The following is a 26,043-nucleotide window of genomic DNA, read 5'->3' as shown; positions in this document are numbered from 1 at the left end:
GCGACTGGCTTGAACACCTGTAGCGTAACCGGAAAGGTGTTTTTTGGTATAACCGATTGACTCCACCCGCATAGCGGGTGGTTCTCTGTTTCGGTCGCTTCGCTCCCTCAACTGGCTAAAGCCATAAAGGAAAAAGCGAGGCGCACCGTGGCGGCCCCGCTTTCGTGCGTGCAATTCCGTGGCGACGCGCTAGAACGGCACGTCGTCCATGCCGCTGGCCTCGGAGGGGAAGGCCGGGCCGAGGTCCTCGTCCGCACCGCCGTAGGGGTCGCCCTGCGGGGCCTGATTGCGGCGCTGGCCGCCCTGATTACCCTGACCGCCCTGTCCGGCCTGCTGGCCCGATTGCTGATAGGACCGGCGGGGAGCGCCTCCGCCTTCGGCGGGCTGGGCGCCCGCGCCCTCGCCGCGCCGGTCGAGGAACTGGACGCGCTGGGCCTTGATTTCGGTGGAGTAGCGGTCCTGGCCGTTCTGGTCCTGCCACTTGCGGGTCTGAAGGCTGCCCTCGACGAAGACGAGGCTGCCCTTGCCCAGGTAGTTGGCGCAGTTTTCCGCCGCGCGCTGGAAGACCACCACGGTGTGCCATTCCACCCGGTCGACCTTGTTGCCGTCGCGGTCGGTGTACGATTCATCGGTGGCGATGCGCAGGTTGGCGATGGGGGTGCCGTTCTGGGCGTAGCGCAGTTCGGGGTCGCGGCCGAGACGTCCTATGAGCATGACCTTGTTGAGCATGTCGGTTTCCTTGCGATGGTCTGGCTTTGGCTATGGTGGGAGGGACGGCATGCCGCCATCCCTATGGGGTGATACCGTGGGATGCGTTTTGCCGCAACCTCGGCGCGCGGGAAAGGCCGTACAACGGGAAACGGCGATGCCCTGCCCCGGCGTTTCTCCGCCCCGCTTTGCCCATGGCTCCCACCCCACAATCAAAAAGTTTGTGGGAGGGGAAGGGGGTCGGGGGGAAGGGAAGAAGAAGGGGGGTGAGCAGGACACTTTTCAAAGTGTCCTCCCCTTCCCCCCGTTATCTCTTCTGCCTTTCCCTCTTCCGAAGGTTCAGCCTTTGTCTACTGCGCCTTCGCCAGGGCCTTTTCGGCCTGGTCCAGGGCCTCTTCAAGCTCGTCGGTGATACGGTTGGCGGCGCGGGCGTCCCATTCGGCAAGGGCGGCGTCCAGCTTGTCGCGCAGGGTCACGATGGCGGGCACGCGGCCGGCCAGGGCGTCGCGCACGGGGGCGTCCCACCCGGCGAAGCGCAGCCCGTCGTCAAGGGCCTGCACCAGTTCCAGAACGCCGCGCCGGTCGGCGGGTCCCAGAATATCCCCGGCCACGGGCCGGACAAAGGGTTCGGGCCAGGCAAGGGCCACAAGCAGCGGCCAGGCCTTTTCCACGTCCTCGTCGCGGTAGGTGGATGCCCACACGCGCACCTGCAACACCTTGCCCATGGTTACTCCCGTTCTTCCCACTCGGTCTGCACCCGGGCCACCACGTCCTCGATGAGGGACAGCTGGTCCGGCGGGCACACGCCGATAAGAGGTTGGCCCGCATCCACGTTCTCGTTGTGCTGGAAGTACACGGCGTAGATGACGCCGCTGGGGCCGGAATAGGCCAGCCCGGCCTCGCGCTTCATGCGCGACATGATGAACAGGTCCATGCCCTCGTGCAGCGAGACGGAGCGGGGGCCGGAGGCCTTGACCTTCTTGTCCACGTCGGGCGCAAAGTAGTACTTGGCGCGTTCCGGCGCCACGAACAGGTGCAGGGCCTTCTTGAGGATGATGGCCAACACCTCGTCCCTGGACAGAAAGTGGCGCAGCCGCACGAGGGGGGTGCCCGCCTCGACGAAGGCGCCTTCCAGGTGGCGCAGCACTTCCTTCACTTCGCCCTTTTCCACGGCGTGAATGGGCTTCTGATTGCGCTCGCGCTCGATGGTGGCGAGCAGCGTGCCCTTCTTTTCCTTCCACGTGCCGGAAGGCCCGATGACCCGGGTGCCTTCGCGCACGTCGGCGAACGTGACCACGCCGGTGTGCGGCGCGGTGACGACGATCTCCTCGTAGGGAGACGCCTTTATCTCATCCAGCAATTGCGTGATGTCGAACACGGATGTCACCTATCCTGCGTTGGGGCCTGCCCCTACCGGTAGTAGAGGTTGCGGCCGCCCATGGTCAGAAGGGCCTGCTTCAGGTTGACGCGCGCGTCGCGGCGGTCCCAGATGCCCTGGATGTGCCCGCGCGACAGGGCCCGGTAGGCCCGGTGGTAGTCCGGCGGGATGTCCACGCCCGTGGTCTCCTTGATGACGCCCGGCCCGGCGAAGCCGATGTTGGCCGAACGGATGGAGAACTGGTAGGGCGAGCAGCCGAGGAAGCTGGCCAGCGGCCCGGCGTACGAATTGGTGTCGTACAGCACCAGGTACAAGCCCCCGGCCTCGATGTAGCGGCGCACGGCCATGGTGCAGCGGGGCATCTGGATGACGCCGTTGGTGCCTTCCTGGATGCGGATGCCGGCGGTGCCGTGCACGTAGGCCAGGAAGGGGTAGCGCTTCTTCTTGGCGCGCTCGGCGGCCTGGACGAACTTCTCGCCCTCCGCCGCGCCCACGGAGCCGCCCCGGAACGGGGCCACCAGCATGGCCACCACCAGCTTCACGTTGTCGATACGCGCCTCGAAGGTGACGCAGCCGCTTTTCAGGCCGGTCTGCTTCTTGGCCTGCTCCAGCTTGACGTCGAAGCCTTCAAAACCAAGAGGATTGCCCGCCTCGATCTCTGCGTTGAACTCGAAGATGGAGCCCTCGTCGAACACGTTGTGCAGGTACCACTGGTATTCCATGGGAAAATGGTGACCGCAGTAGGTGCACACCCCGGCGAATTCGCCGAACAGGTCGGGAGCCCACAGGTCGAGGCAGCCGTGGGTGGCGGCGTTGGGGCAGGTGATGGCGCGGTCTTCCTTGGCGCGCGGGCTCACGTAGCTCCAGTTGCCGTTGCGCTGGCCTTCGTCGTCCCAGTCGGACAGGGTGGTCAGCTCGCGCTCGGTCTCCTCGCTGCTTTGGCACGAGCCGCCGGGCAGGGCGCAGGTGATCTTGCGCCACGGGGCGGCCACCTTTTCCATAAGCACCTGGGCTTCGGCCTCCACCTCTTCCACGAGGTAGGCGATCTTCTGCTGGTGCTTACGCAGCAGGTCGTACTTGAAGTAGGAGTAGATGTCCCACCAGGCGTCCCAGCCCATGTTGGACAGCTTGCGCAGCACGGGACGCCTGTCGCGCGCGGCGTTGCGGGCCAGGCGGTTGAACTTGCGGTGGCGGCGGCCCACCAGCCGGTCCTTGGCGGACGCGGACAGGCTCCAGCGCACGTACATGTTGTCGAGGTCCATGGTTTCGGCCTTGCCGCGGCGGCGGCGCAACACCATGGCCCGGAACGGGGCGAAGCCCTTCACACCCAGGATCACCTCGTCCGTGGCGCGGATGATCTCCTGGCGCAGGCCCCGGAAGAAGTCGTAGTGGTACGGGCGCGCGCCGAGGGGCGGTTCCGTGACCACGTGGTCGATGTAGCCCATGCGCAGGTTGTCTTCCGCCGTGATGCGCAGTTGCTGGGCGCACTTCTCGATCAGTTCGGGCGCGGCGCGCTGGCCCTGGCGCAGGCGGCCCTCGATGGCCGCCCCCCCTTCGGGCGAGATGACCGAATAGTACCCGTGCGAGAGCATCAGGCGCCGGTCGGCCAGGCCGATGGCCTCTGCCCCGCCGGAGCCCCCTTCGGAGAACACGGCGATGACCGGCACGCGCAGGCCCGCCATTTCGTACAGGTTGCGGGCGATCTGCTGGGCCGCGCCGGGGTAGTCCTCCACGGGGTAGGAGCCGGGCGTGAAGACGTAGGTGTGGATGGGGATGCCTTCGGTTTCGGCGACCTTCATGTACTGAAGGGCCTTGGCGTTGCCCCACGGCTTCACCGAGCCGCCGTTGCGGAACTCCTCTCCATGGCCCTTTTCCTGCCCAATGACCAGCACCGGCTGGTTGATGGTCTTCTTGCCGCTGCGCCGGGTGATGTAGGCGCGGGCGATGAGCATGGAGGGGTCGATGGAGTGCTCGTCCTTGCCGCCGATTTCGGTGAAGTTGTCGTAGACGTTTTCCAGGATGTCGCGCAGGCAGATGCGCTGCGGGTGCCGCACGATGCGCACCTTGTCCATGGGCGTCAGTTCGGCTTCCAGCTTGCGCTCCACGAAGTCGAACAGGTCTTCCAGGGTGGTCAGCGCGGCATTTTCGTCGCTGATGGAGCCCTCGGACAGGCGCAGGTTGAATTCCTGCAACTTGGATTCGAGGAGCGCGATGTTCTCGTTGTGCTTTCCGCCGAACACGTCGCGGATGTAGCCCAGACGTTCGGCAAGGTGCTGCGTTCTCTTTTCGGTATCCATATGTCGCTTCCCCGCAGTTCCGGCGGGTTCGGGTAGCATGCTTGGCGGAGGGCGTTCGCGCGCCGGTGCCGTGGCGGGCGAAGGCTGCCGCGTGTCCGCCGGTATGGACGGCGGACGGCGATGGCCGGGGCTGTGCATATCCGGCGGGGCTGGCCTTGCAGAACGTGCCTGGGGGCTGTTTCCGAATGAGATTTCGTCCGTTGGCGACGATGCCGACGGGCGAAGGGACCATTTGGAACCTGCCCCTAGAACTTGAGGATCCGCGCCGTATTGTCCCTCAGGAACCGGACGTTGGAGCGCAACGGCTCGCCCGCGTTGTTGGCGCCTTCCAGCACCAGCGTGTCAAGGAATTCCACGCCACGCTCCCTGGCTTCCGCAAGGTTCTTGCCCCAGATGATGGCCAGCGCCAGGTTGGGGTCGAACTCGGTGGGGATGTCGTAGGGGTCGTCGCTGGGCACGTGGGTGTGCATGGCCAGCCAGGGGCGCTCGGGCCAGCCGAAGCCGTCCACGCGGCCCACCCACGGGGTGAAGCGGTTGTCCGGGTCTTCGGCGATGAGGCGGTATTCGACGCCCACGCCCTCGAAGGTGATGTCCTCCTGCCCGTAGCCCAGCGGTTCGCCAAGGCCGATGCGGAGCTGCTCGGCGATGAGGTCCACGCCCTTCTGCCCGCGCACGCGGGCGATGGTGGCCGACACGCCGTTCTCCACCTGGATGCGGGTGTTCACTTCCATCAGGAAGGGGCGGCCGTCGCGGGTGACGATCCATTCCCAGGTCCCCACGTTGTCGTAGCCCACCTTGCGGGCCATGGCCAGCGAGTGGTGGGTGATGTCGCGCAGCACCTGGGCGGCGTCGAAGCCGTATTCGATGGACGAAGGATCGAAACCGGGGGCGATCTCGACGCGCTTCTGAAGGCCCGTGGACTGGATGGAGCAGTTGCGGGTGCCGAAGTGCACCGGGTTGCGCCCGCTGCGGTCGGACACCACCTGCACTTCCAGGTGGTTGAAGTCGCGGATGCGCTGCTCGATGAGCACGCCCTCGTCCTTGAACTGGCGCAGGGCGTAGTTGCGGATGCGCCGGTACACGGAGCGGAAGAGGTCGATGTCGTACACCTCTTCGATGCCCATGCCGCCGCCGCCCGCCGATGCCTTGACCAGCACCAGCGGCTTGCGGATGCCCTGCTGCTCCTGGAACTCGAACAGGCTCTGGGCCACCTTTTCCGCTTCCATCTCGTCGTAGATGGGCCGGTCGGAACCGGGCACGGTGGGCACGCCCAGGCTGCGCGCAAGGCGCTTGGTGTTGATCTTGTCGCCCAGTTCGCGGATCACCCGCCACGAGGGGCCGATGAAGATGAGCTTCCTGTCGCGCTGGGAGACGCGGCGGGCGAAGCGGTAGTCTTCGGCGAAAAAGCCGTAGCCCGGATGCACGGCGGTGGCGCCCGCATCGTCGGCGACGGCCATCAGTTCGTTGGCGTCATGATAGGAAGAGACGCGGCAAAGGCTCTTGTCGCCACCCAGTTCGCGGGCGATGCGCACATGGCCCGACGCGGCGTCCTCCGCCGTGTACACGCACGTGAAAGCCAGGCCCAGCTTGCGGCAGGCCTGAACGATGCGAATGGCGATTTCCCCTCTGTTCGCCACCAGCACCTTGTGGTCTTTCGTCTGCACCAATGTCCCTCGATATGGTTGTTACATTTTCATGGGCCGCACGACGCCACCGCGACGCCGGAGCATCGCGCACCGCTGCACGGGCACCCTCATGCCCGCGCATGGCCGTCAGACGTCCAGTTCCGTCCCGGCAGCGCTGTCCACCGTGAGCCCGGTGGAACCGCCCGCGCCGGTGGAGGCGGCCCCGCTGTCGCGGTGCTGCCCGGCGGCCTGCGCATCACGTTGCCCGGATTCCGCCTTGCGCCGGGCGATCATCCGCTTCTGGACCTCAAGGATCAGCTTGTCCAGGCGCGATTCCTGCCAGAAGTCCGGCGAGGCGAATTCGCAGCCCACAAGGCCAACCCCACCCAGCCGCGCCACCCTGGCGGGCAGCGAGGTGATGTAGGGCCTGCCCAGGATCAGCAGGTCGATCCGGAGGTTCTCCCCTTCCGAGAAGGCGTGGCCGGGGGCGTGCAAGGCAATGCCCACCGCGCTCACGTTTTCCACGGGGAACGTGCCGTCCTTCCCCGCCACGCTTGCTTCAAGGCCGGGCACCGACGTGCGGTAGGCCCGGCGTTCGCCCTCGTGGTCCGAGGGCAGCGTGAAATCGAAATCCTCAAATTCGTCGTGTGTCATCGCCATCCCCGGCCCCCCCGGTTGCGTACAGGGTCGTGGAGCAGGTCCCCCGCGTCATTTGGTCACCCTGCGTTCCAGCATGAACTCCACGCGCCGGTTGCGCGCCCGGTTCTCTTCCGTGGTGTTCGGGAACAGGGGGTCTAACTCACCAAGCCCGGTGGCTGTCAACCGCTTGGAGTCGATGCCGGCTTTCAGAAAATAGCGTAATACGCTCACCGCGCGCAACGAAGAAAGTTCCCAGTTATCCCGGAACCTTGAGGTCGGGCTGGGTTGCGAGTCGTCCGTAAACCCCCGGATGTTTATGGACTGGTCCTTCTTGCGCACGAACAGGTCGGCCAGCGGTTTCAGGTAGCGCTCGGCCTGGGGGTTCAGATCCGCCTCGCCGGGGGCGAACATGACTTCGGCGGGAATGCGCAGGGTTATGACCCCCTCGTCGAACACCGCGCCGATGACGCCCTCCATGCCGTTCCGGGTCAGGTAGGTGCGCATTTCCGAATAGGTGCTGCGCTGGGCTTCGATGATCTGGCGTTGCAGGCGCACGGTTTCCAGCAGCGCGCTCGAATCGTCGCTGCGCACCGCCGATGTGGTCAACTCGCTGTCCTTGCCGCCGAACACCGTGCGCACGGCGTCGAAGGTCTCGGTCACCCTGGTCTTGTCGATGGTGGACAGGGCAAAGAGCAGGATGAAGAAACACAGCAGCAGCATGGACATGTCGGCAAGGGTCGCCAGCCACTCCATGGGCGGCTCGTCCTCTTCCACTTCCATGTCGAGTTCGTCGTCATCTGCCATCCTTGCGCTCCTTGGGGGGCAGGAACGAGGAAAGCTTCTCGTACACCAGTCTGGGGTTGTTGTTCTCGAGGATGCACTTGGCCCCCTCGAAGATGATCAGCAGGTGCAGTTCCTCCTGCATGCTGCGCGCCTTGAGCTTGCCGGCGATGGGCAGGAACAGCAGGTTGGAGAGCAGCGCACCGTAGAAGGTGGTGATGATGGCCACGGCCATGGCCGGGCCGATGGAGGAAGGATCGTCGAGCGAGGCCAGCATCTGCACCAGGCCGATGAGCGTGCCGATCATGCCGTACGCGGGCGAATAGCCGCCCAGCCGGTTGAACACGCTGATGGACACGTTGTGCCGCCGCTTCATGGAGGCGATCTCGATGGACACCGTGCCCCGGATCAGGCCGGGGTCGGCGTTGTCGGCGATGAGCTGGCAGGCTTTCTTGATCAGGGCGTTTTCGGTCTGCACGTTCTCCAGCGCGATGAGCCCTTCGCGGCGGCTGATCTCGGCGATGCGGACCATGGTGTTCACCACGTCCTGCGCCTGCACCCGCTTGGTGCCGAACGCCTTGAAGCCGCCCCGCACCGCCTGCATCACTTCTTCAAGGGGAAAGGTCACCAGAATGGACGCCGCGGTGCCCCCGAACACGATCATCACGCTTGCTATGTCAAAGAATTTCCCCGGCTCGGGGCCCATCATGATGGCCCCGACCACTAGGCCGAAGCCCGTGAGTACCCCGAAAAAAGTTGCTATATCCATAGGTTCGACCTAACATCCCGCCTGTTCGCTGTGCTGCGCCGCCAAGTCCCCCCGGATGCGGACGCAGGCAGTGCGGACCGGATGGACCGGTCTGGTGGCCCCCCACCGTTCACGCACAATCAATAATGTCGGTGATCTTATGCAAAACCCGGAAAATGTCCAGAATTCCGCATCCGTTATCGCCTCCGCCATTTCCGGCCAGACCGGACACACGCCCCGGCCCCGCGTGGGCGTGGTGTGCGGCACCGGCCTTGGCGGCCTGGCCGACGCCCTGGACGCGCCCGATGCCCCGAACGCGCCCGTTGCTTTGGACGCGCCCGTTGCCCTGCCCTACGCGCGGATACCGGGCTTTCCGCAGTCCACGGTGGCCTCGCACGAGGGGCGGTTCCTGTTCGGGCGCATCGGCGGGGTGGACGTGGTGCTCCAGCAGGGGCGCTGCCATCTGTACGAGGGCTACCCGCCCGAAGACGTGTGCATGGGCGTGCGGGTCATGGCGGCGCTGGGCATCGAAACCCTGGTCATCACCAACGCGGCGGGCGCGCTGAACCCGCGCTGGGACGCGGGCGACCTGATGCTGATCACCGACCACGTCAACTTCACCGGCCGCAGCCCCCTGACCGGTCCCAACCACGACGCCTGGGGACCGCGCTTTCCCGACATGAGCGCCCCCTACGACGCGGCGCTGGGCCGCATCGCCATGGAAGAGGCGGCGCGCCTTGGCGTGCGGCTGGAGCGCGGGGTGTACGCGGGCGTGCCCGGCCCGCAGATGGAAACCCCCGCGGAAACCCGCATGTACCGCCAGTTGGGCGCCGACGCCGTGGGCATGTCCACGGTGCTGGAGGTGATTGCCGCGCGGCACATGGGGCTGCGGGTGCTGGGCATTTCGTGCCTGACCAACAAGAACCTGCCCGACTGCATGCGCGAGGCCCCGCTGGAAGAGGTCATCCGCGTGGCGGGCGAGGCCGGGGGCAGGCTGACCCGGCTGGTGGCGGCGGTGGTGGCGAGGGTGTAGGGGATGTAGAGGGGGGAAAAAAGTGCGTTCCGCTGTTAGTGGAGCGAATGTTCCGCCTTTCATCACGGGATGTACTGATTCATAGTTTGGGCCGCCTCCGGCGTGGGCAGGGGGCCATTGAACGATGGCCCCCTGCACCCTGGTCTGCCCCCCGTCAAGTAGACAGTGAAAAGCCCCCCGAGGGCATCATTCAGGCGGCCAGCTTTTTCCTGTATTCCACTGGGGAAAGCTGGCCGAGTCTCTTCTGAAAACGTTCCGCATTGTAAAAATGGATGTAATCTTCTACCAAGGCCATCGTCTCGGCAGCAGGCAAGGCCTTTTTACCGGTGAATATTTCTGTTTTCAGGTGCGAAAAGAAGGATTCAACGACAGCGTTGTCAAGGCAGTTACCCTTTCTTGAATGACTACCCCGTATTTTCATTTCAGAAAGTCTGTCCGCATATGCCTTGTGCGTATACTGGAACCCTTGGTCAGAGTGCAGAATGGCCTTTTCCGTGTGCCGAGGAAGAGCACGCAGGGTGGCAAAGACTAGGTCAAGGTTGTTGCGATTTGATATGGTATGGGCAAGAATTTCGTTGTTGTGTAGATCCTGGATGACTGACAAATACATAAATCCATTGCTGATAGGAAGATATGTAATGTCTGTCACAAGTTTTTTGCCTGGTTGCGAGCTTGTAAACTCTCGCTTCAGTAAGTCCGGGAAAAGGCTGCTGCCCACCTTGCCGAAGAATTTCCGCTTGTTGCGAATGACGGACTGGATTCCGAGTTTGCGCATCAGTCGGTATGCTCGCTTGTGGTTTACAAGCAGTCCTTCCCGCTTGAGCGCAACGGCCATTCGGCGGTATCCATAATACGGATGAAACGAGTGGATTGCGGTGATATGCATCTCAATGATGTCATTCTCACGATGTCGAGAGGATGTCTTTTTCCACTTATAAAATCCAGATTTGGATATACCTTCATGCTTCAGAAGAACTGCGAGTGGGTGCCGACTTCGCAGTTCATCGACTATCGAGAAGTTCCATCCTTTTTGTGCGCTCCCCATTCGTGGCCGAACCGGGAGCGATATAACTTTTTTACGTATTCAAGCTCCGCCTTGACGTACTTGAGCTCTTCTTCGACAGAAGTGAACTTTATACGAGGACGACCGCAGCGTTCTCCTTGTCTGCCTCGTCCATCCTCAAGAGATTCACCACGTTGGAACTTGGCAACCCAAGTGCGCAGTGTCTTCTTGTCCTTCAATCCCAGTTCATTTGTTAACTGCTGGTAACCCTTATCGCCCTCAAGGTAGAGCTTGACCGCAGCCTCCTTGAATTCCTTGCTATACGTCATAACGTTCCGCTGTGACATAAAACACCCCCATCAGGTTACAACGTCATCCCTCGTGGGGCTTTTTTACGTTGTCCACCTAATGGGGGGCATACCACCCCCGCGTTCCAGGGGGGCTTCGCCTCCCCTGGACCCCCAACGTATCCTGCACCGCATTTTCGCCGGACAGCTTCCCTGCGGCGCAAGCGCCTTCGGGCGATCTGTCCGGCGCAATGCCCATGTGCACGCGGCTCTCGTCGTTCAGGCCAGGGTCCGAGTTCTGCCTTTACCGCCGGTCCGTTCGCGGTGCACCCGCTACGCCGGAGCTTCCGCCGTCGCAAAGCCTCCGGCGGCGATCTCCGGCGGCGGGCGCAATCCGCGCGGGTTGTTTCGCCACACCGAAGCGATGCAAGGCGCACGGCCCGCTGCCGCCGCGAATACGATGGTATGCCCCTGCGCGATATGGTCGGAGTTCCTCCACCCGGCGCTGCCACGATACCGTTGCACCTCGCGCGCAGCCGTATCCCTTGCCATTGTCTGCCCATCAGTTGCATTTACTTAATCATCTCGTCAGGCCGACACACGCTTGCCACCCGGCACGCGTAGGTGTATGGAAGCCCTCCGCGATACGCCGTGACCGGCATCGCATGGCCCCTCGCCGGGTTCCGCCGCAAGGTCACCGCGCCGTCGCCCCGCCCCGCCTCCCCGCCGCATGCGGGAACGCGTCTTCCCACCCAAGCCACCAGCCGCGCCGGGCCAGAGGCCCTGCCCCGCCCGTGGCCGAAGCCCATCCCGCCAGGAGAATTTCCCTTGAGCACCGCAGTGCACAACGACAGGTTGCGCAACGTCGCCATCATCGCCCACGTCGACCACGGCAAGACCACCCTCGTGGACGCCATGTTCCGCCAGAGCGGCGTGTTTCGCGCCGACCAGCAGGTGGACGACCGCGTCATGGACCGCATGGACCTGGAACGCGAGCGCGGCATCACCATCGCCGCCAAGAACTGCGCCGTGACGTGGCAGGGCGTGAAGATCAACATCATCGACACCCCCGGCCACGCCGACTTCGGCGGCGAGGTGGAGCGCGCCCTGTCCATGGCCAGCGGCGCCATCCTGCTGGTGGACGCCTCGGAAGGCCCCCTGCCCCAGACCCGCTTCGTGCTGCGCAAGACGCTGGAAGCGGGTCTGAAGGTTGTGGTGGTGGTCAACAAGATCGACCGCAAGGACGCCCGCCCGCAGGAAGTGCTGAACGAGATCTACGACCTGTTCATCGACCTCGACGCCAACGAGGAACAGCTGGAATTCCCCGTGCTGTACGCCATCGGCCGCGACGCCGTGGCCATGCACGGCCTGGAGGACGAGCGCATCGACCTCACCCCGCTGTTCGAGACCATCGTCCGGGAAATGCCCGGCCCGCTGCACGACCCGGCCGAGCCCTTCCAGATGCTGGTGGCGGACCTGGCCTATTCCGACTACCTCGGCCGCATGGCCGTGGGCCGCGTGTTCCACGGCTCGGTCAAGGCCAAGGAAACCCTGGTCTGCATCGACGAGGACGGCAGGGAAAATCCCCTGCGCGTCACCCGGTTGCAGGTCTACGAAGGGCTGCAACTGCGCGACGCCGAAGAGGCCGAGCCCGGCGACATCGTGGTGGTGGCGGGCATCGAGGACGTGAAGATCGGCGACACCATCTGCACCCGCGAAGCCCCGCGCGCCCTGCCCCGCATCCGCGTGGACGAGCCCACCGTGGCCATGCGCTTCACCATCAACACCTCGCCGCTGGCCGGGCGCGAAGGCAAGCTGGTGCAGTCCAGCAAGATCCGCGAACGCCTGCTGCGCGAAGCCCTGTCCAACGTGGCCATCCGCGTGGAGGATTCCGAGGAGCGCGACAGCTTCATCGTCAAGGGGCGCGGCGAATTCCAGATGGCCATCCTCATCGAGACCATGCGCCGCGAAGGCTTCGAACTGTGCGTGGGCCGGCCGGAAGTCATCATGCGCGAAAAGGACGGCGAACGCCTGGAACCCATCGAACACCTGTACGTGGACTGCGACGAGATGTTCATGGGCGTGGTCACCGAAAAGCTGTCCATCCGCAAGGGGCGCATGACCAACTGCGCCAACAACGGCACCGGCCGCGTGCGGCTGGAGTTTTCCGTGCCCTCGCGCGGGCTCATCGGCTACCGCGACGAATTCCTTACCGACACCAAGGGCACCGGCATCATGAACTCGTACCTGGAAGGGTACGAGCCGTACCGCGGCGATTTCCCCACCCGGTTCACCGGCTCGCTGGTGTCCGACCGTTCGGGCAACGCCGTGGCCTACGCCCTGTTCAACCTGGAGCCGCGCGGCGAAATGTTCTGCGTGCCCGGCGACCCGGTGTACGAAGGGCTGATCTGCGGTGAACACAACCGCGAGAACGACATCGACGTGAACCCCACCAAGGAAAAGAAGCTCACCAACATGCGCGCCTCGGGCAAGGACGAGAACGTCATCCTTACCCCCGTGCGGCCCATGACCCTGGAGCGCGCCCTGCACTTCGTGCGCGAGGACGAGATGGTGGAGGTCACCCCCCTGTCCATCCGCCTGCGCAAGACCATCCTGGCCGCCCAGAAGCGCTACCAGATGGAAGCCGCCAAAAAGAAGGGCAAGTAGACAAGGGGAACGTAGCTGCAAGGCGTGCGGCCGAGAGGCACGCCGCATCGCATGCACGGCGGCCGGAATCCGGAAGGGTTCCGGCCGCCTTTCGTGTGCGGGTGGCGACGCGCGGGCCTTGCCGTCAGCCGCCCGGCCTGATGGCCATACCCGGCGCGTCCGGTTTCCGACAGCGCGCATCGAACGCGTTTCATGCCAACGGGATACGCAAACGGCACGCTTCCTGCTTTTCCGGCTGCAAGCCCAAGGAGGCACACTCATGAAAGACAACATCATGCGCCAAGCCGCCGAAAACCTGACCACCGAAGACCGCGACATGCTCCGCCGCCTTGGCGAGGCCACCCGCACCGACGGCACCAAGCCCGCGCTGGACATGGACCTGCGCTCCGACCTGTGCGCCGAGATGGCCGAAATGGCCGAGGCCGTGCGCAGCCTGCTGACCCTGCTGAACCGCCACGGCTTTCTGGAAACGCTGCCCGACAGGGCCCACCCCGCCTACCAGTCGGTGATGCGGCGCATCGGGGCCTCCGCCCTGCGCGGCCAGGGCCTGCTGGCCCGCTCCGAGGCGATGGACAAGGACACCCTGCTGGCGGTCATGCCCGAGCACAACAGGCGGCTCAATTAGCGGATTCACCGGCCTCCCGGATCAGTGCCCGGCCTGTTCCGCGCCCAGCCCCGCCAGAAAGTCCGCCGCCCGCGCCTCGGACCAGTAGCGGTTGTCGCCGTTCAGGGTCACGAAGCCCACGTGGCCGCCGTCGCGCGGCATCTCCAGGTGCAGCGCCGGGTTGCGGGCCGCCTCCGCCTCGGGGAAGCACCCTTGCGACAGGAACGGGTCGTCGCAGGCGTTGACCAGCAGGGTCGGCGCCCGGATGGCGTGCAGCACCGGCAGGCAGCCGCTGCGCCGCCAGTAGTCCATGGCCGAGGCAAAGCCGTGCAGCGGCGCGGTGAACCGCTCGTCGAACTCGGCGAAGGTGCGCATGGCGTCCAGCCCGGCCAGGTCGAACATGCCGGGGAACAGGGCCGCCTTTTCGCGCATCTTCACCCGCAGCGAGCGCAGGAAGTATTCCATGTAGATGCGGTTGGCGGGCCGGTCCAGCACGGCGGCCGCGCCCACCAGGTCGCACGGCACGGAAAAGGCCGCCGCCCCCACCACCTCGGCGGGCACGCGGCCGGGATTCTCGCCCAGGTACTTCAGGGTCTGGTTGCCGCCCATGCTGAAGCCCACCAGCGCCACCCGCCGGTAGCCCCGGGCCAGGCAGAACCGCACGGTGGCGTGCAGGTCTTCCGTCTCGCCGCTGTGGTACATGCGCGGCTGGCGGTTGGTCTCGCCGCCGCAGCCCCGGAAGTTGCGGGCCACCACGTCCCAGCCGGTGGCGGCCAGCGCGCGGGCCATGCCCTGCACGTAGCGGCGGCGCGAGTGGCCTTCCAGCCCGTGCGAGACGATCGCCACGCCCCGGAACGGAGCGAAGGGGTCGGCGGGGGTCAGGTCCAGGTCGATGAAGTCGTCGGGCAGGTGCAACCGTTCGCGGCGCTGCTCCACCTCCGGGCGGGGACGGAACAGCACGGGAAAGATGGTCTGCGCGTGCCCGTTGCGCAGGAAGAACGGCGCGCGATAGCTGGAAGCGAAGGAGACGGGCATGGGAGGCGGTCCTTGGGAGTGGTCTCGGGGAAGTCTGCCGGGGGGATTTTCGGGGGCGGTTTCGGGGAAGGTCTCGGGCGGCCCCGCAACGGTCGCGGGCAACGCGGGGCGTGGCGGTGGCGAACATACGGCACCCGGCGGCGGCTGTCGATGGGCGGTTGCGCACCACGGGCGCGCGGAACGGGCGCGTCTCCCCCACGTCTCACCCACTCGCGGGGTGACAAGCGGCGCGGCCTCGGGTAGGAGTGCCGCCACGGGCGCATCCCGCCCCTTCACCCAACCTTCCGCAACGCCGGGCGCATCCCGCACACCATAATCACGTGACCCGCACCGCTACCGACGTCATCGCCACCGACGTGATCATTCTGGGGGCCGGGGCCTCCGGCCTGTTCTGCGCCATGACCGCCGCCGCGCGCGGCCGCCGCGTGACGCTGGTGGACCACGCCCGCGCCACCGGGCGCAAGGTGCGCATCGCCGGCGGCGGCAAGTGCAACTTCACCAACCTGGAGATGCACGCGAAGCACTACGTGGGCGGCAATCCCCACTTTCCCAAGTCCGCCCTGGCCCGGTTCACCCCGTGGGACATGGTCAGCCTGGTTTCCGAAAACGCCATCGCCTGGGAAGAGCGCGAGCACGGCCAGTTGTTCTGCCTGCACGCGGCCGACGACGTGGCCGACCTGCTGGAGCGGCGCTGCCGCGCGGCGGGCTGCCGCTTTCTGCTGGGCCAGCGCGTGGAGGGCGTGGAGCACGACGGCACGGCCTTCGTGGTGACCATCGCCCCGGCGCAGGCCCCCGGCAGCGATACGGACAGCGACGCGGAGCCCGGCCCGCAAGCCGCCGGGCGCGGCGGCCCCGGCACGCCCGTCCGGCTGCGCGCCGCCTCGCTGGTGGTGGCCACGGGCAGCCCGGCCTGGCCGCAGGTCGGGGCCACCGACATCGGCCACCGCATCGCCCGCCGGTTCGGCCACGCGGTGGCGCCGCCCCGCCCGGTTCTGGCGCCGCTGGCCATGCCCCCGCAGTGGCCGCTGCACGGGCTTGCGGGCATCGCCCTGCCCGCCCGCGTCACGACGGCAGGGGTCTCGTTCACCCTGCCCCTGCTGTTCACCCACCGGGGCATCAGCGGCCCGGCGGCGTTGCAGGCATCCTGCCACTGGCAGCCCGGCGCGCCGGTGGAGATCGACTTTCTGCCCGGCGAAAACCTGGACGAAATGCTGCGCGTCCCTGAACACGGCAAGCTGCTGGCGCGCACCCTGCTGGGCCGCCTGCTGCCAACCCGTCTGGCGGACCGGCTGGTGCCGCCCGACATTTCGGACCGCAGGATCGCCGAACTGTCCAGAACCGCCCGCGCCGCCCTGCACGCCGCCGTGCACGCCCACGCCGCCGTGCCCGCGGGCACCGAGGGCATGCGCAAGGCGGAAGCCGCCGCGGGCGGCGTGCGCGTTGACCGGATATCCTCGCGCAGCATGGAAAGCGCGTTGCGCCCCGGCCTGTTCTTCACCGGAGAGGTGTTGGACGTCACCGGGCAACTGGGCGGCTATAACCTGCACTGGGCCTGGGCCAGCGGCAAGGCCGCAGGCGAGGTTGCCTGACCCGCCGCGCCAGCCCCATCCCGCCCGCCATCCTTTCCGGGCATTCGCGCGAATTTTCCGTTTCGCCCTTGCCTGCGGGCCGCGCGCGTCCTAACATTACGGAATGACACAGGCGCGGACCGGCGATGAAAACCGGAGAGACGCCGCGCACTCCGCTCACCGGCCCGTCCGCTGACCCTTCCGGCGGCCACCACCCGCGCGCCCGGCATGCCGGGGCAGCGCGCCCCCCACCCCACACCACGCCCTATGGACGACACAGGCACATCCGGTTCCCTCTACTTCGAGGCAGGCGTCATCGTCCTGCTCATCCTGATCAACGGCTTCTTCTCGCTGGCCGAAATGTCGCTGGTGGCCTCGCGCAAGGTGCGCCTGCGCCAGGACGCGGAACGCGGCACCAAGGGCGCGGCCACGGCCCTGCGCCTGCTGCGCGAACCCGACCGGCTGTTCTCCACCGTGCAGATCGGCATCACCCTGGTGGGCATCCTCACCGGGGCCTACGGCGGGGCCGCGCTGGCCGGGCACCTTTCCGCCGCGCTGGCCCGCGTGGACGTGCTGCGCCCCTACAGCGGCCCGCTGGGCTTCGGCCTAGTGATCCTGATCATCACCTACCTGACTCTGATTCTTGGCGAACTGGTGCCCAAGCGCATCGCCTTCGGCAATCCGGAGGCGTGCGCCCGCCGCACCGCGCCGGTCATGGCGCTGCTGCTGCGCGTGTCCCTGCCGCTGGTGCAGTTGCTCAGCGCGTCGTCGCGCGCGGCCTCGCGCCTGCTGCGCCTGCCCGAAGGCGGCGACAGGGCGGTGACCGAAGAGGATATCCGGGGGCTCATCGGCGAGGGGGCCGCATCCGGCGTGGTGGAACACGCCGAGCGCGACATGCTGGAACGCATCTTCCGGCTGGGCGACCGGCGCGCGGGGTCGCTGATGACCCACCGCTCGCAGGTGGAATGGCTGGACCTGGACCAGCCCGACGAAGAGAGCATGCTGCGCATCGCGCAGTCGTCCCATTCCTGCTTTCCCGTGGCGCGGGGCGACATCGCCGCCGCCACCGGGGTGCTCAAGGCGCGCGACTTCCTGGCCGCCCGGCTGGACGACCCGGCCATCCCCATGGACAGCTTCGTCCGGCAGCCGCTGTACATTCCCGAAACGGCCCGCGCCCTGACCCTGCTGGATCTGTTCCGCAACTCGGAAGGGCTGCCCTTCGCCCTGGTGGTGGACGAGTACGGCGAAGTGCAGGGCGTCATCACCACCTACGACGTGCTGGAAGCCGTGGTGGGCGAGATTCCCGACGACGCCGGCGATCCGGAACCCGCCGCCATGCAGCGCGAGGACGGCAGCTGGCTGCTGGACGGCCTGCTGCCCTTCGAGGAAATGTGCTCGCTGGTGGGCCTGGGCGCGCCCGACGAGCCCGATGACCGCCCCGGTTCGTACGAAACCCTGGCCGGGTTCATGCTGCACCGCCTGGGCCGCATTGCCCGCCTGGGCGATTCCCTGCGCTGGCGCGGCTACCGCTTCGAGATCGTGGACATGGACGGCCGCCGCATCGACCGCGTGCTGCTGACCCCCGCCCCCGACCGCGCCGACGACGTGGGCGACGACGCGCCGTAGCGGGCGATCCGCCGCCAGGGCACCCTGCTTGTCGGTCAGCCCCCCTTGCAAGTGCGGCCGCAGGCATTACAGACATATCCTGCGCGGGCGATCCGCCGCGCAAGGAGGCGACCATGGCCACCGGATGGGCGGGCGACAACGCCGTCAACGACCAGATACGCGATTCCATCGCCGACGAGGTGCAACGGGCGCGCGACAGCCTGCCCAAAGGGCCGGGCCTGGACTTCTGCGAGGAATGCGGCGACCCCATCCCGGAGGCGCGCAAGCGCGCCCTGCCCGGCGTACGCCTGTGCGTGCAGTGCCAGAAAGAGGCCGACCGGGACCGCCAGACTGTTTCGCTGTACAACCGCAAGGGCAGCAAGGACAGCCAGTTGCGCTGACGGGACGTGCCCCGGACCCCGGCATGCCACGACAAAAGAAGGGAGGAGCTTTCCGAAGCGCCTCCCTTTGCCTTTCCGGTCCATCACCCGCCGCGTCCGGCTCCGTCATCCTGCCGGTCAGGTCAACGCGCAAGCAGCAGCGCCGCGCCCCACAGGCAGCCCGCCGCCGCCAGCCCGGCCACGCGCAGGTGGCGCAGCAGCGCTTCCAGCCGGTCGGCGTCCCACGAGGCAACGGAGGGCGCGGGGGCGGAGGGCGTAGCGTCCGGGCGCGGCCCCAGCACCGGCTTGTGCCTGACCACCCCGAAGTAGGGGGTGGGTCCGCCCATGGGCGCGCCGTGCAACCACGCGGCGGCGCTCATGGGCCAGCCCGCGTTGGGCGATTCCATGGTCCGGGCGTCGCGGGCCATGGGGCCGAAGCCCTGCCAGCCGCCGCGCCCCCCATCCGGGGATGCCAGCGGTGCCGACAGCCACAGGAACAACGCGGACAGCCGCGCGGGCAGCCACGCCAGCAGGTCGTCCAGCCGGGCGCAGGCCCGGCCCAGGTCGCGCCATTGTTCCGTGCGGTAGCCCCACATGGAATCCATGGTGCTCACCGTCTTGTAGCCCCACAGTGCGGCGGGGCCGCCCAGCAGCAACCAGAAGAACGGGGCCACGAAGCCGTCGTTGAAATTCTCGGCCAGGGTTTCCGCCAGCGCGCGGCGCAGGTCCGGCCGGTCCAGCGCGGCCGTGTCCCGGCTGACCAGCATGGACACCGCCGTGCGGGCCTCGTCCAGCGTCCCGTGCTCGATGGCGTGCAGCGTGCGCCGCCCCTCGCGCAACAGGCCGCCCAGGGCCAGCCCGGCCCACGCGAAGTGCACCGCCGCCAGCCCGCCCAGCCAAGGGGCGAGAACCGGCAGGCTGGACAGCAGCCACACGGCCAGTGCGGAGCCGCCCGCCACGGCCATGACGGCAAGGACGCCTGCCCGGCGCAGGGCGGCGGGCCGTTCCCCTTCCGGCAGCCTGTCGGCACGGCGGCGGGCCATTCCTTCCGCCCGGCGCAGCACGCGGCCCACGCCGCACACCGGGTGCGGCAGGCCGCGCGGGTCGCCCAGCCACAGGTCCAGCATCAGGGCCAGCGGCGGCACGGCCAGCAGGCCCCATGCGCCCCACACCCCCCATACCTCCCATACCTGATAGACGGAAACCATCAGCGCCCTTCCAGCGCCCCGGTGTGCGCCAGCGCCTGATACAGCACGATGCCCGTGGCCGTGGACAGGTTCAGGCTGCGCACCTCGCCCCAGATGGGAATGCGCACGTGATGGGGCGTGGCGTCCAGCACCTCCGGCGGCAGGCCGGTGGTCTCCGGCCCGAAGACAAGGGCATCCCGCTCCGTGAACTCGAAGCGGTGCACCGCCCCGCCCGCGCGGGCGCTGGTCATGACCAGGCGGCGCTCGCGCCCCGGCCCGTCCAGGTACGCCTGCCAGTCGGGCCACACGGAAAGGTCCACGTGCGGCCAGTAGTCCAGCCCGGCCCGCTTCAGGTAGCGGTCGCCCAGACTGAAGCCCAACGGCTCGATGAGGTGCAGCGCAGTGCGCGTGGCCGCGCACAGCCGCGCCACGTTGCCCGTGTTGGGCGGAATTTCCGGGTGGTACAGGACGATGTGCATGTAGAGCCCAATATGTTGAAAAGACCGTACCGGGGGAAGGAACCTTTTGAAAAAGGTTCCTTCCCCCGGACCCCCAATCTTTGCTGTCGCCATCCGTAACACTCGCGCTTCGCGCTCATGTAACGGCTGCCGCTCCTCCCAAATTTTTCAATTGGGTGGGGCATAACGCTGTCCATTTTCACATGGTTGTCAGTTCTGCAACACAACACCAGCATTGGTACCAGAGTCTATCTTCTTTACCTTGGTGGCATCCCCGACATCGGGCAGGTCCGGCAATTCGGGCATGGCAAGCCCGTTGCCCGCCAAGGTGGCATCCCCCGCGCGCAGCAGCCCCTTCAGCCGGGCGATGCGCTGGTACGACTGGCGGATTCGGTCCTCGGAGATGCGCCCCGAATGTACGAGGCCGGTCAGCGTTGCGTGCGCCCGCGCGGCCAGGTCCGGCTGCCAGCGCAGGTTGTTGCCGAACAGCAGGATGTCCGCCCCGGCGTCCACGGCGCGGAACACCACCTCTTCCAGCGGGTAGCGGTCGGTGATGGCGCCCATCTGCAAGTCGTCGGTGACGACCACGCCCCGCCAGCCCATGTCGCGGCGCAGCAACCCGTCGATGGCCGCCCGCGACAGGGTGGCCGGGTGCGCCGCGTCCAGCCGGTTGTCGTACAGGTGGCCCACCATGACCATGCCGCCCCAGCCGTCGGCCCAGGCGTTGCCCGCCGGGCGCAGCAGCGCGCGGTAGGGCCATAGTTCCTCCGGCCTGCGGGTGGCGGACACGTCGGTGACGCCCAGGTGCGAATCGGCGCGGGCGCTGCCGTGGCCGGGAAAATGCTTGAGGCACGAGACCACGCCCGCCTGGGCCATGCCGTTGACGAACGCCGCCGCGTGGGCCGCCACCGCACGCGGGTCGCGCCCGTAGGCCCGCCCCAGCCTGCCGATGGCCGGGCTGTCCGGGTTCACGTCCACGTCCACCACCGGCGCGAAGTTCAGGTTCACGCCCGCATCCGCCAGTTCTCGGCCCATGGCCACGGCGCGTAGCCGGGTTTCGTCCACCGTGCCCTGCCCCAACTGGCGCGCCGGGGGATACTGGGTGAAGCCGCGCTCCGGCTTCAGCCGCTGCACCCGGCCGCCTTCCTGGTCCACGGCCACGAACAGCGGCAGCCCGGCGGGGGACGCGGAGGCGGCGGCCTGCAACGCGGCGGACAGCGCGCGCACCTGCTTGGGGGAGATGATGTTGCGCTCCGGGCTGCCGGTGGTCAAGTCGCGGTCGAACAGGATGACCCCGCCCACGCGCCCGGCGCGGATGTCGGCCAATACCTCATTCACGCCGTAGGTCGAGTTTCCGGCTGGCGGGGCAGCGTTGGTCGCCTTGGTCGCGTTGACCGCGTTGACCGCGCCGGGCCGCAGCAGCTTGCCCAGGCCCGGCACGCCGCCCGCGCGCAGGGCCGCGGCCTGCGCCTGCGCCCCGCGAAAGCCCACCATGAACATCTGGCCGATCATGTCGGAAAGGGAAGGTTCGCCGTGGGCCTGTGCCTTGCCCTGCCCCTGCTCCTGTCCCGTCACGGAAGCGGGCGCGGGCCGTGCAGCCGCCCCCTTGGGGGCCGCCGGGCCGGACACGGCGGGCACGGAAGGACTTTTGGGCGCGGCCACCTTGGGCGCGGTGACGGAGGGAGCGGCGGGCGTAGTCACCGTGGCGTTGGCCGTTGCGGCCATGGCCCCCTGCACGCCGGACACGCCAGGCATTTCGGCAAAACCGGGCAACAGCCCCCAGCCGCCCGGCAGGACGGCGCAAGCCAGCATGATCACCCCGGCGAGCAGCGGCAGACAGACGCGGCGGGTGCGCACCGCCCCGCGCCGCAGGCATGTCACCCCGGCCGCGCCCCGCGAAAACGTCTTCCTCACGCCCCGGCCTCGTCGGGGCAGGGCTTGCACCCGCAACCGTTCCCGCCCCGGCCGCCATTTGCCCCATCCCCCATGATTCCCGGCCGCACCTGGCATTTCACGCGGATGTTGCGGCCCACGGTGCCGTAGTCGCCCACCATGTTGAACGACGATGCCTCCACCACCTCCACCGCCGCCTCGCCGCCGGTGACGCCAAGCCCCGCCAGATGGTCCAGCAGGGCCTGCCGCGCCTCGTTTTTGGCCCGCTCCAGGTCGAAGCCGCGTTCGGTCTTGCGCTCCACGCCCAGAGTGGGGATGAACAGCACGCCCTTTTCGGTGTCCGCGAACAGTTCCAGTTCCGCCGTGGTGCGGGTCAGCGCCGCGCCGATGGCGTTGGCCACGGCGAAGTCGTCCGGCACCTCCACCCGCTTGCCCAGCGCCGGGGCCAGCAGTGGCTGCATGACCTTGGCCGGGCCGCCCATCAGGTACACGGCGGCGGGTTCCACCACCCTGCCCTGCAACAGTTCCATGATGGTGTACACCGGACGGGCGTTGACCTCGTCCACCAGGTCGGCCACGGCAACGCAGATGCGCGCCACGGCCTCGGCTATGGCGTCGTCGGCCAGACGTTCCGGGTACAGGTCCCACAGCCCGGCCAGTTCGCGGATGCCCCGCGCCGAGGCGGCCACGTCGCCCACGGCGGCGTGCCCCCGGAAGTTCAGCGCGTCGATGAGCGTGGGCCGCGTTCCGCCCATGGCCATGCTGGCCCCGGCCCGCTCCGGCCCCACGCGCACCGCCCCGGCGGCCACGTGCAGGCGCGAATCGCCGCCCACCCCGATGGACCGCGTCTTCAGCGCGCGCACCAGCGTGGGATAGCTGCCCACCTCTATGCCGTCCTTCTCGATGACCGGCGAACCGCAGGCGAACACGGCGATGTCCGTGGTGGTGCCGCCGATGTCCAGGATCACGCAGTCTTCGCTGATCTTGCACAGGGCGATGATGCCCATGACGCTGGCCGCCGGGCCGGACAGGATGGATTCCACCGGCAGTTCGCGCGAGACGGCCAGCGGCATGGTGCCGCCGTCGGCCTTCAGGATGTGGATGGGCGCGGTGATGCCGAATTCGCGGGCCGACTGCTCGATGGCGTCGGCGAAGCGGTTGTACACCCGCCATACCGCAGAATTGTAGTAGGCCGTGGCCACCCGGCGCGGAAAGTTCAGTTGGCCCGACAGGCGGTGCCCCAGCGAGACGAAGTCGCCGCAGCCGCAGCGTGTGGGACTGCCGCCGCCGCGTGCGCCCAGGGCTTCGCCCATGGCCGCCTCGTGCGCGGGGTTGCGGGTGGAGAACTTGCCCACCGCCGCGAACAGGCGCACGCCCGCGTCGCAGCAGGCGGCGGCCACCCGTTCCATCTCGGCCGGGTCGAGGGGAGCAATCTCCTCGCCCCGGTGGTCGATGGACCCGCCCACCGGAAAGTAGAACCGCCCCACGCGGAAGTGTTCCGGGTCTATGCCCGGCCCGGCGGACACCACCACCGCCACGTCCTCCGTCTTGCCTTCCACGATGGCGTTGGTGGACAGGGTGGTGCTGAGGTTCATGCGGGTGATGCGGCCCGGATCCACCGCCGTACGGGGCTGTAACAGGGCCTGCATGGCCGCGCGCACCGAGGCCAGCAGGTCGTGGTGGTCGGTGGGCACCTTGGCGCTGGCCGCCATGGTGCGGCCGTCCATGACCACGGCATCGGTATGCGTGCCGCCGACGTCGATTCCCATGTACATGGCTCAGTCCTTTGCGTCGCAGAGGGTGCAGGCAAGGCGTAGCGCGGCGGCGAAGCTGCCCGTGTCCGCCGTGCCGGTTCCGGCGATGTCGAAGCCCGTGCCGTGGTCCACCGAGGTGCGCACGAAGGGCAGCCCCAGGGTGACGTTCACGGCGTCGGAAAAATGCAGCATCTTCAGGGGGGCCAGCCCCTGGTCGTGGTACATGGCCAGCACGGCGGAGTAGGCCCCGCGCGCCGCCTTGACGAACAGCGTGTCGGCGGGCAGCGGGCCGACGACGTCAAGCCCCTCGGCCACGGCGTCGGCCACGGCCGGGGCGATGACGTCGATCTCCTCGCGCCCGATGCGGCCCGATTCCCCGGCGTGGGGGTTCAGCCCGCACACCGCCACCGGCCCCGTGGCTCCGATGGCCCGAATTGCCCGAATTGCCCGAACATGGGCCGCCGTCAGGCGCAGGCAGTGCAGCACCCGCTGGCGGGTGATCAGGCCGGGCACATCGCGCAGGGGCGGGTGGGTGGTCACCAGGCTGACGCGCAGCACGTCGCCGCCAAGGTGCATACACACCTCGTCGTCGCCAAGGCCCGCGCGCCGGGCAAGATATTCGGTGTGACCGGGCACGTCGTAGCCCGCCGCGTGCAGCATGGCCTTGTGCAGCGGCAGGGTGACGAGTCCGAGGGGGCCACGCAGGGACCGGACGCCCGGAGACGCCGGGGCCAGCAGCAGGTCGCAGGCCGTGGACAGGGCCACGCCCGCCGCCCTGCCGCCGTCCGGCGTGGCCTGCCCCACCTGTACGCGGATGCCGTCGAGGCCCGGCGGCTCGTACAGGTACACGCCGGGGGCTCCTGACTCGCCAGACGGGGCCAGCGCCCGCGCCGGGTCGTCCACCCGGGTCCAGAAGGGGGTGCCCTCCGCCAGGGAAAGATGCGCCAGCAGCGAGGCTTCCGCCCCCAACAGCAACAACGCCCGCCCGGCCAGATGGTCGGGCAACGGCCCGGACAGCAGGCGGCACGCCAGCTCCGGCCCGAGGCCGTTGGCGTCGCCAAGGGTTATCAGCAACGGTTCCGCACGCATGCCGCACAGGCTATGCGCATTCGCGCGGGCTGTCCATATCCGGAGTCAGCGCTGCACGTTCACGTCCGCGTGGATGCCCCCGCCCGGCACGGCGAAGGCATGGGCGATGTGCTGGGTGTTGCAGTGCACGCCGTAACGGCCGCGCCGGTCCAGCATGATCAGCCCGGCGTGGCCGGACACCCGGCGGTGCAGCAGGTCGATGGCCTTGCGGGCGGCATCGTCGGGGGCTGCGTTGCCATCGCGCAGGAAGTCGCAGGCGGAGCGGGTCAGCAGCACGCGGATGATCCCTTCGCCGAAGCCGGTGGCCGAAGCCCCACCGGTTTCGTTGTCCGCGTAGGTGCCCGCGCCACACAGGGGCGAATCGCCCACCCGGCCGGGCCGCTTCATGGGTGTGCCGCCGGTGGAGGTGGCGGCGGCGATGTCGCCCGCCGCGTCCAGCGCCACCGCGCCCACGGTGCCCTTGGGCATGGGCGGTTCGGGGCAGCGGCATGCGGCGTCACCGGTCTCCGCCGCGCCGGTCACCCCGCCCTGGGGCCGGAACGCGTCGTGGGTGCTGAACCCCGCGCGGGCGCGCAGTTCGTTGAACAGGCGCACCTCCCGCTCCACCACCAGTTCGGCGGGGTCGATGGCTCCAATGCCCGCCTCGCGCGCGAAGCGTTCCGCCCCTTCAGCCACCAGAAAGCAGAATTCGGTGTCCATGACCTTGCGGGCGATGTCCACGGGGTGCAGGAAGCCGCGCACCGCCGCCACCGCCCCGAAGTTCAGGGTGGCCCCGTCCATGATGGCGGCGTCCAGTTCTATCTGCCCGTCGGCGTTGAGCACGGCCCCGCGCCCGGCGTCGTAGGTGGGGTCGGCCTCAAGCACGTTGACGGCCAGGCGCACGGCCTCCAGCGCGGGCATGCCGCGTTGCAGTTCGCCCCACACGGCGCCCACGGCCGCGCGGCAGCCGTCGATGTGGGCCTTGCGCCGGTCGGCGGGGATGGTCCACGCGCCGCCGTGCACGATGATTCTCGGTTCGGTCATGTGCGTCCCCGCGGTTCCGGAATGCGCCCGCGCATCGTGCGCGGGCGGGCGGAATCTACGCAATCGCGGCCCGAAGGTGAAGGGGAAAGACAGGGAGAAAGGGGGGCGGACGAAAACGCATGCCGCACCGGCATGCGGGGCAACGCGGCCATCTTTCACATCCGCGTGGATCGCCGCGCCTCGGGGCTGTCTCCAAATCAGAATTTATCAGCGCCAGACCATCAGGCCAAGCCCTGACAGACCAAAACCATGTGTAAAAACAGTAAATTAAACCGACACAAA

Annotated in this window: 22 protein-coding genes; 6 read left to right on the top strand and 16 right to left on the bottom strand. The window is 67.9% G+C overall.

Features of this window, described 5'->3' with window-relative positions; all coding sequences use genetic code 11:
* Positions 1–189: 189 nt before the first annotated feature.
* The 8 genes from V6B97_RS13635 to V6B97_RS13600 all read right to left on the bottom strand — a co-directional run bounded on the left by V6B97_RS13635 (position 190) and on the right by V6B97_RS13600 (position 8,196).
* Positions 190–729 (bottom strand): single-stranded DNA-binding protein, encoded by a 540-nt coding sequence (locus V6B97_RS13635; RefSeq protein WP_333507053.1) that lies wholly within the window; start codon positions 727–729, stop codon positions 190–192.
* Between the two features lie 329 nt (positions 730–1,058).
* The gene (locus V6B97_RS13630) at positions 1,059–1,433 is read right to left on the bottom strand and encodes a hypothetical protein (RefSeq protein WP_333507052.1); all 375 of its coding nucleotides are present in this window, start codon (positions 1,431–1,433) and stop codon (positions 1,059–1,061) included.
* A gap of 2 nt (positions 1,434–1,435) precedes the next feature.
* Positions 1,436–2,086, bottom strand: coding sequence for a biotin attachment protein (locus V6B97_RS13625; RefSeq protein ID WP_333507051.1), 651 nt, complete (start codon positions 2,084–2,086; stop codon positions 1,436–1,438).
* Positions 2,087–2,118: 32 nt separating this feature from the next.
* Positions 2,119–4,383 carry an acetyl-CoA carboxylase carboxyl transferase subunit alpha/beta gene (locus V6B97_RS13620; RefSeq protein WP_333507050.1) on the bottom strand — a complete coding sequence of 755 codons (2,265 nt, stop codon included), beginning with the start codon at positions 4,381–4,383 and terminating at the stop codon, positions 2,119–2,121.
* A gap of 245 nt (positions 4,384–4,628) precedes the next feature.
* Positions 4,629–6,047: a biotin carboxylase N-terminal domain-containing protein gene (locus V6B97_RS13615; protein ID WP_333507049.1), complete on the bottom strand. Its 1,419-nt coding sequence runs from the start codon at positions 6,045–6,047 to the stop codon at positions 4,629–4,631.
* 108 nt (positions 6,048–6,155) lie between these two features.
* The gene (locus V6B97_RS13610; RefSeq protein ID WP_333507048.1) at positions 6,156–6,662 is read right to left on the bottom strand and encodes a PilZ domain-containing protein; all 507 of its coding nucleotides are present in this window, start codon (positions 6,660–6,662) and stop codon (positions 6,156–6,158) included.
* Between the two features lie 54 nt (positions 6,663–6,716).
* Positions 6,717–7,451 (bottom strand): OmpA/MotB family protein, encoded by a 735-nt coding sequence (locus V6B97_RS13605; RefSeq protein WP_333507047.1) that lies wholly within the window; start codon positions 7,449–7,451, stop codon positions 6,717–6,719.
* Positions 7,441–8,196, bottom strand: a complete 756-nt coding sequence (locus V6B97_RS13600; RefSeq protein WP_333507046.1) for a motility protein A — start codon at positions 8,194–8,196, stop codon at positions 7,441–7,443. The genes V6B97_RS13605 and V6B97_RS13600 overlap by 11 nt, the downstream gene beginning before the upstream one ends.
* Before the next feature lie 139 nt (positions 8,197–8,335).
* Between V6B97_RS13600 and V6B97_RS13595 the strand changes: the two genes are divergently transcribed.
* The gene (locus V6B97_RS13595; protein ID WP_333507045.1) at positions 8,336–9,208 is read left to right on the top strand and encodes a purine-nucleoside phosphorylase; all 873 of its coding nucleotides are present in this window, start codon (positions 8,336–8,338) and stop codon (positions 9,206–9,208) included.
* A gap of 190 nt (positions 9,209–9,398) precedes the next feature.
* Here V6B97_RS13595 and V6B97_RS13590 read toward each other — a convergent pair.
* Positions 9,399–10,558, bottom strand: a protein-coding gene (locus V6B97_RS13590; RefSeq protein WP_442935493.1) for an IS3 family transposase whose coding sequence is annotated in 2 segments (ribosomal slippage) — positions 9,399–10,229 and positions 10,232–10,558 — 1,158 coding nt in all. Because the reading frame shifts where the segments join, the coding sequence is not laid out codon by codon here.
* A gap of 768 nt (positions 10,559–11,326) precedes the next feature.
* Between V6B97_RS13590 and typA the strand changes: the two genes are divergently transcribed.
* Positions 11,327–13,165: a translational GTPase TypA gene (typA, locus tag V6B97_RS13585; protein WP_333507044.1), complete on the top strand. Its 1,839-nt coding sequence runs from the start codon at positions 11,327–11,329 to the stop codon at positions 13,163–13,165.
* A gap of 259 nt (positions 13,166–13,424) precedes the next feature.
* Entirely contained in the window at positions 13,425–13,790 is a 366-nt protein-coding gene (locus V6B97_RS13580) for a hypothetical protein (RefSeq protein ID WP_333507043.1), read from the top strand.
* 21 nt (positions 13,791–13,811) lie between these two features.
* Here V6B97_RS13580 and V6B97_RS13575 read toward each other — a convergent pair whose 3' ends face one another.
* Complete coding sequence (locus V6B97_RS13575) at positions 13,812–14,804, bottom strand: YheT family hydrolase (protein WP_333507042.1); 993 nt, start codon at positions 14,802–14,804, stop codon at positions 13,812–13,814.
* Positions 14,805–15,124: 320 nt separating this feature from the next.
* On the opposite strand from V6B97_RS13575, the gene V6B97_RS13570 reads away from it, so the two are divergent.
* The 3 genes from V6B97_RS13570 to V6B97_RS13560 all read left to right on the top strand — a co-directional run bounded on the left by V6B97_RS13570 (position 15,125) and on the right by V6B97_RS13560 (position 18,378).
* Positions 15,125–16,393: an NAD(P)/FAD-dependent oxidoreductase gene (locus V6B97_RS13570; RefSeq protein WP_333507041.1), complete on the top strand. Its 1,269-nt coding sequence runs from the start codon at positions 15,125–15,127 to the stop codon at positions 16,391–16,393.
* Positions 16,394–16,639: 246 nt separating this feature from the next.
* Positions 16,640–17,998, top strand: coding sequence for a hemolysin family protein (locus V6B97_RS13565; protein WP_333507040.1), 1,359 nt, complete (start codon positions 16,640–16,642; stop codon positions 17,996–17,998).
* Positions 17,999–18,111: 113 nt separating this feature from the next.
* On the top strand, positions 18,112–18,378 hold the full coding sequence (locus tag V6B97_RS13560; RefSeq protein ID WP_333507039.1) for a DksA/TraR family C4-type zinc finger protein: 267 nt from the start codon (positions 18,112–18,114) through the stop codon (positions 18,376–18,378).
* A 122-nt stretch (positions 18,379–18,500) separates the two neighbouring features.
* On the opposite strand, the gene V6B97_RS13555 is transcribed toward V6B97_RS13560, so the two are convergent.
* The 6 genes from V6B97_RS13555 to V6B97_RS13530 all read right to left on the bottom strand — a co-directional run bounded on the left by V6B97_RS13555 (position 18,501) and on the right by V6B97_RS13530 (position 25,761).
* The gene (locus tag V6B97_RS13555; protein ID WP_333507038.1) at positions 18,501–19,565 is read right to left on the bottom strand and encodes a CobD/CbiB family cobalamin biosynthesis protein; all 1,065 of its coding nucleotides are present in this window, start codon (positions 19,563–19,565) and stop codon (positions 18,501–18,503) included.
* Positions 19,565–20,023: a tRNA (cytidine(34)-2'-O)-methyltransferase gene (locus tag V6B97_RS13550; RefSeq protein WP_333507037.1), complete on the bottom strand. Its 459-nt coding sequence runs from the start codon at positions 20,021–20,023 to the stop codon at positions 19,565–19,567. Before V6B97_RS13550 ends, V6B97_RS13555 begins: the two co-directional genes overlap by 1 nt.
* Before the next feature lie 189 nt (positions 20,024–20,212).
* Complete coding sequence (locus V6B97_RS13545; RefSeq protein ID WP_333507036.1) at positions 20,213–21,916, bottom strand: glycoside hydrolase family 3 N-terminal domain-containing protein; 1,704 nt, start codon at positions 21,914–21,916, stop codon at positions 20,213–20,215.
* Complete coding sequence (locus V6B97_RS13540) at positions 21,913–23,670, bottom strand: hydantoinase/oxoprolinase family protein (protein ID WP_333507035.1); 1,758 nt, start codon at positions 23,668–23,670, stop codon at positions 21,913–21,915. Before V6B97_RS13540 ends, V6B97_RS13545 begins: the two co-directional genes overlap by 4 nt.
* Positions 23,671–23,673: 3 nt before the next feature.
* Positions 23,674–24,738: a 4-hydroxythreonine-4-phosphate dehydrogenase PdxA gene (gene pdxA / locus V6B97_RS13535; protein WP_333507034.1), complete on the bottom strand. Its 1,065-nt coding sequence runs from the start codon at positions 24,736–24,738 to the stop codon at positions 23,674–23,676.
* Positions 24,739–24,783: 45 nt separating this feature from the next.
* Complete coding sequence (locus V6B97_RS13530; RefSeq protein ID WP_333507033.1) at positions 24,784–25,761, bottom strand: isoaspartyl peptidase/L-asparaginase family protein; 978 nt, start codon at positions 25,759–25,761, stop codon at positions 24,784–24,786.
* Between the last annotated feature and the right edge of the window lie 282 nt (positions 25,762–26,043).

Source organism: Nitratidesulfovibrio sp. 1201_IL3209, assembly GCF_036763125.1.
Taxonomy (GTDB): Bacteria; Desulfobacterota; Desulfovibrionia; order Desulfovibrionales; family Desulfovibrionaceae; genus Cupidesulfovibrio.
The sequence above is the reverse complement of the archived record's forward strand: the minus strand, read 5'-3'. Positions and strand labels throughout refer to the sequence as shown.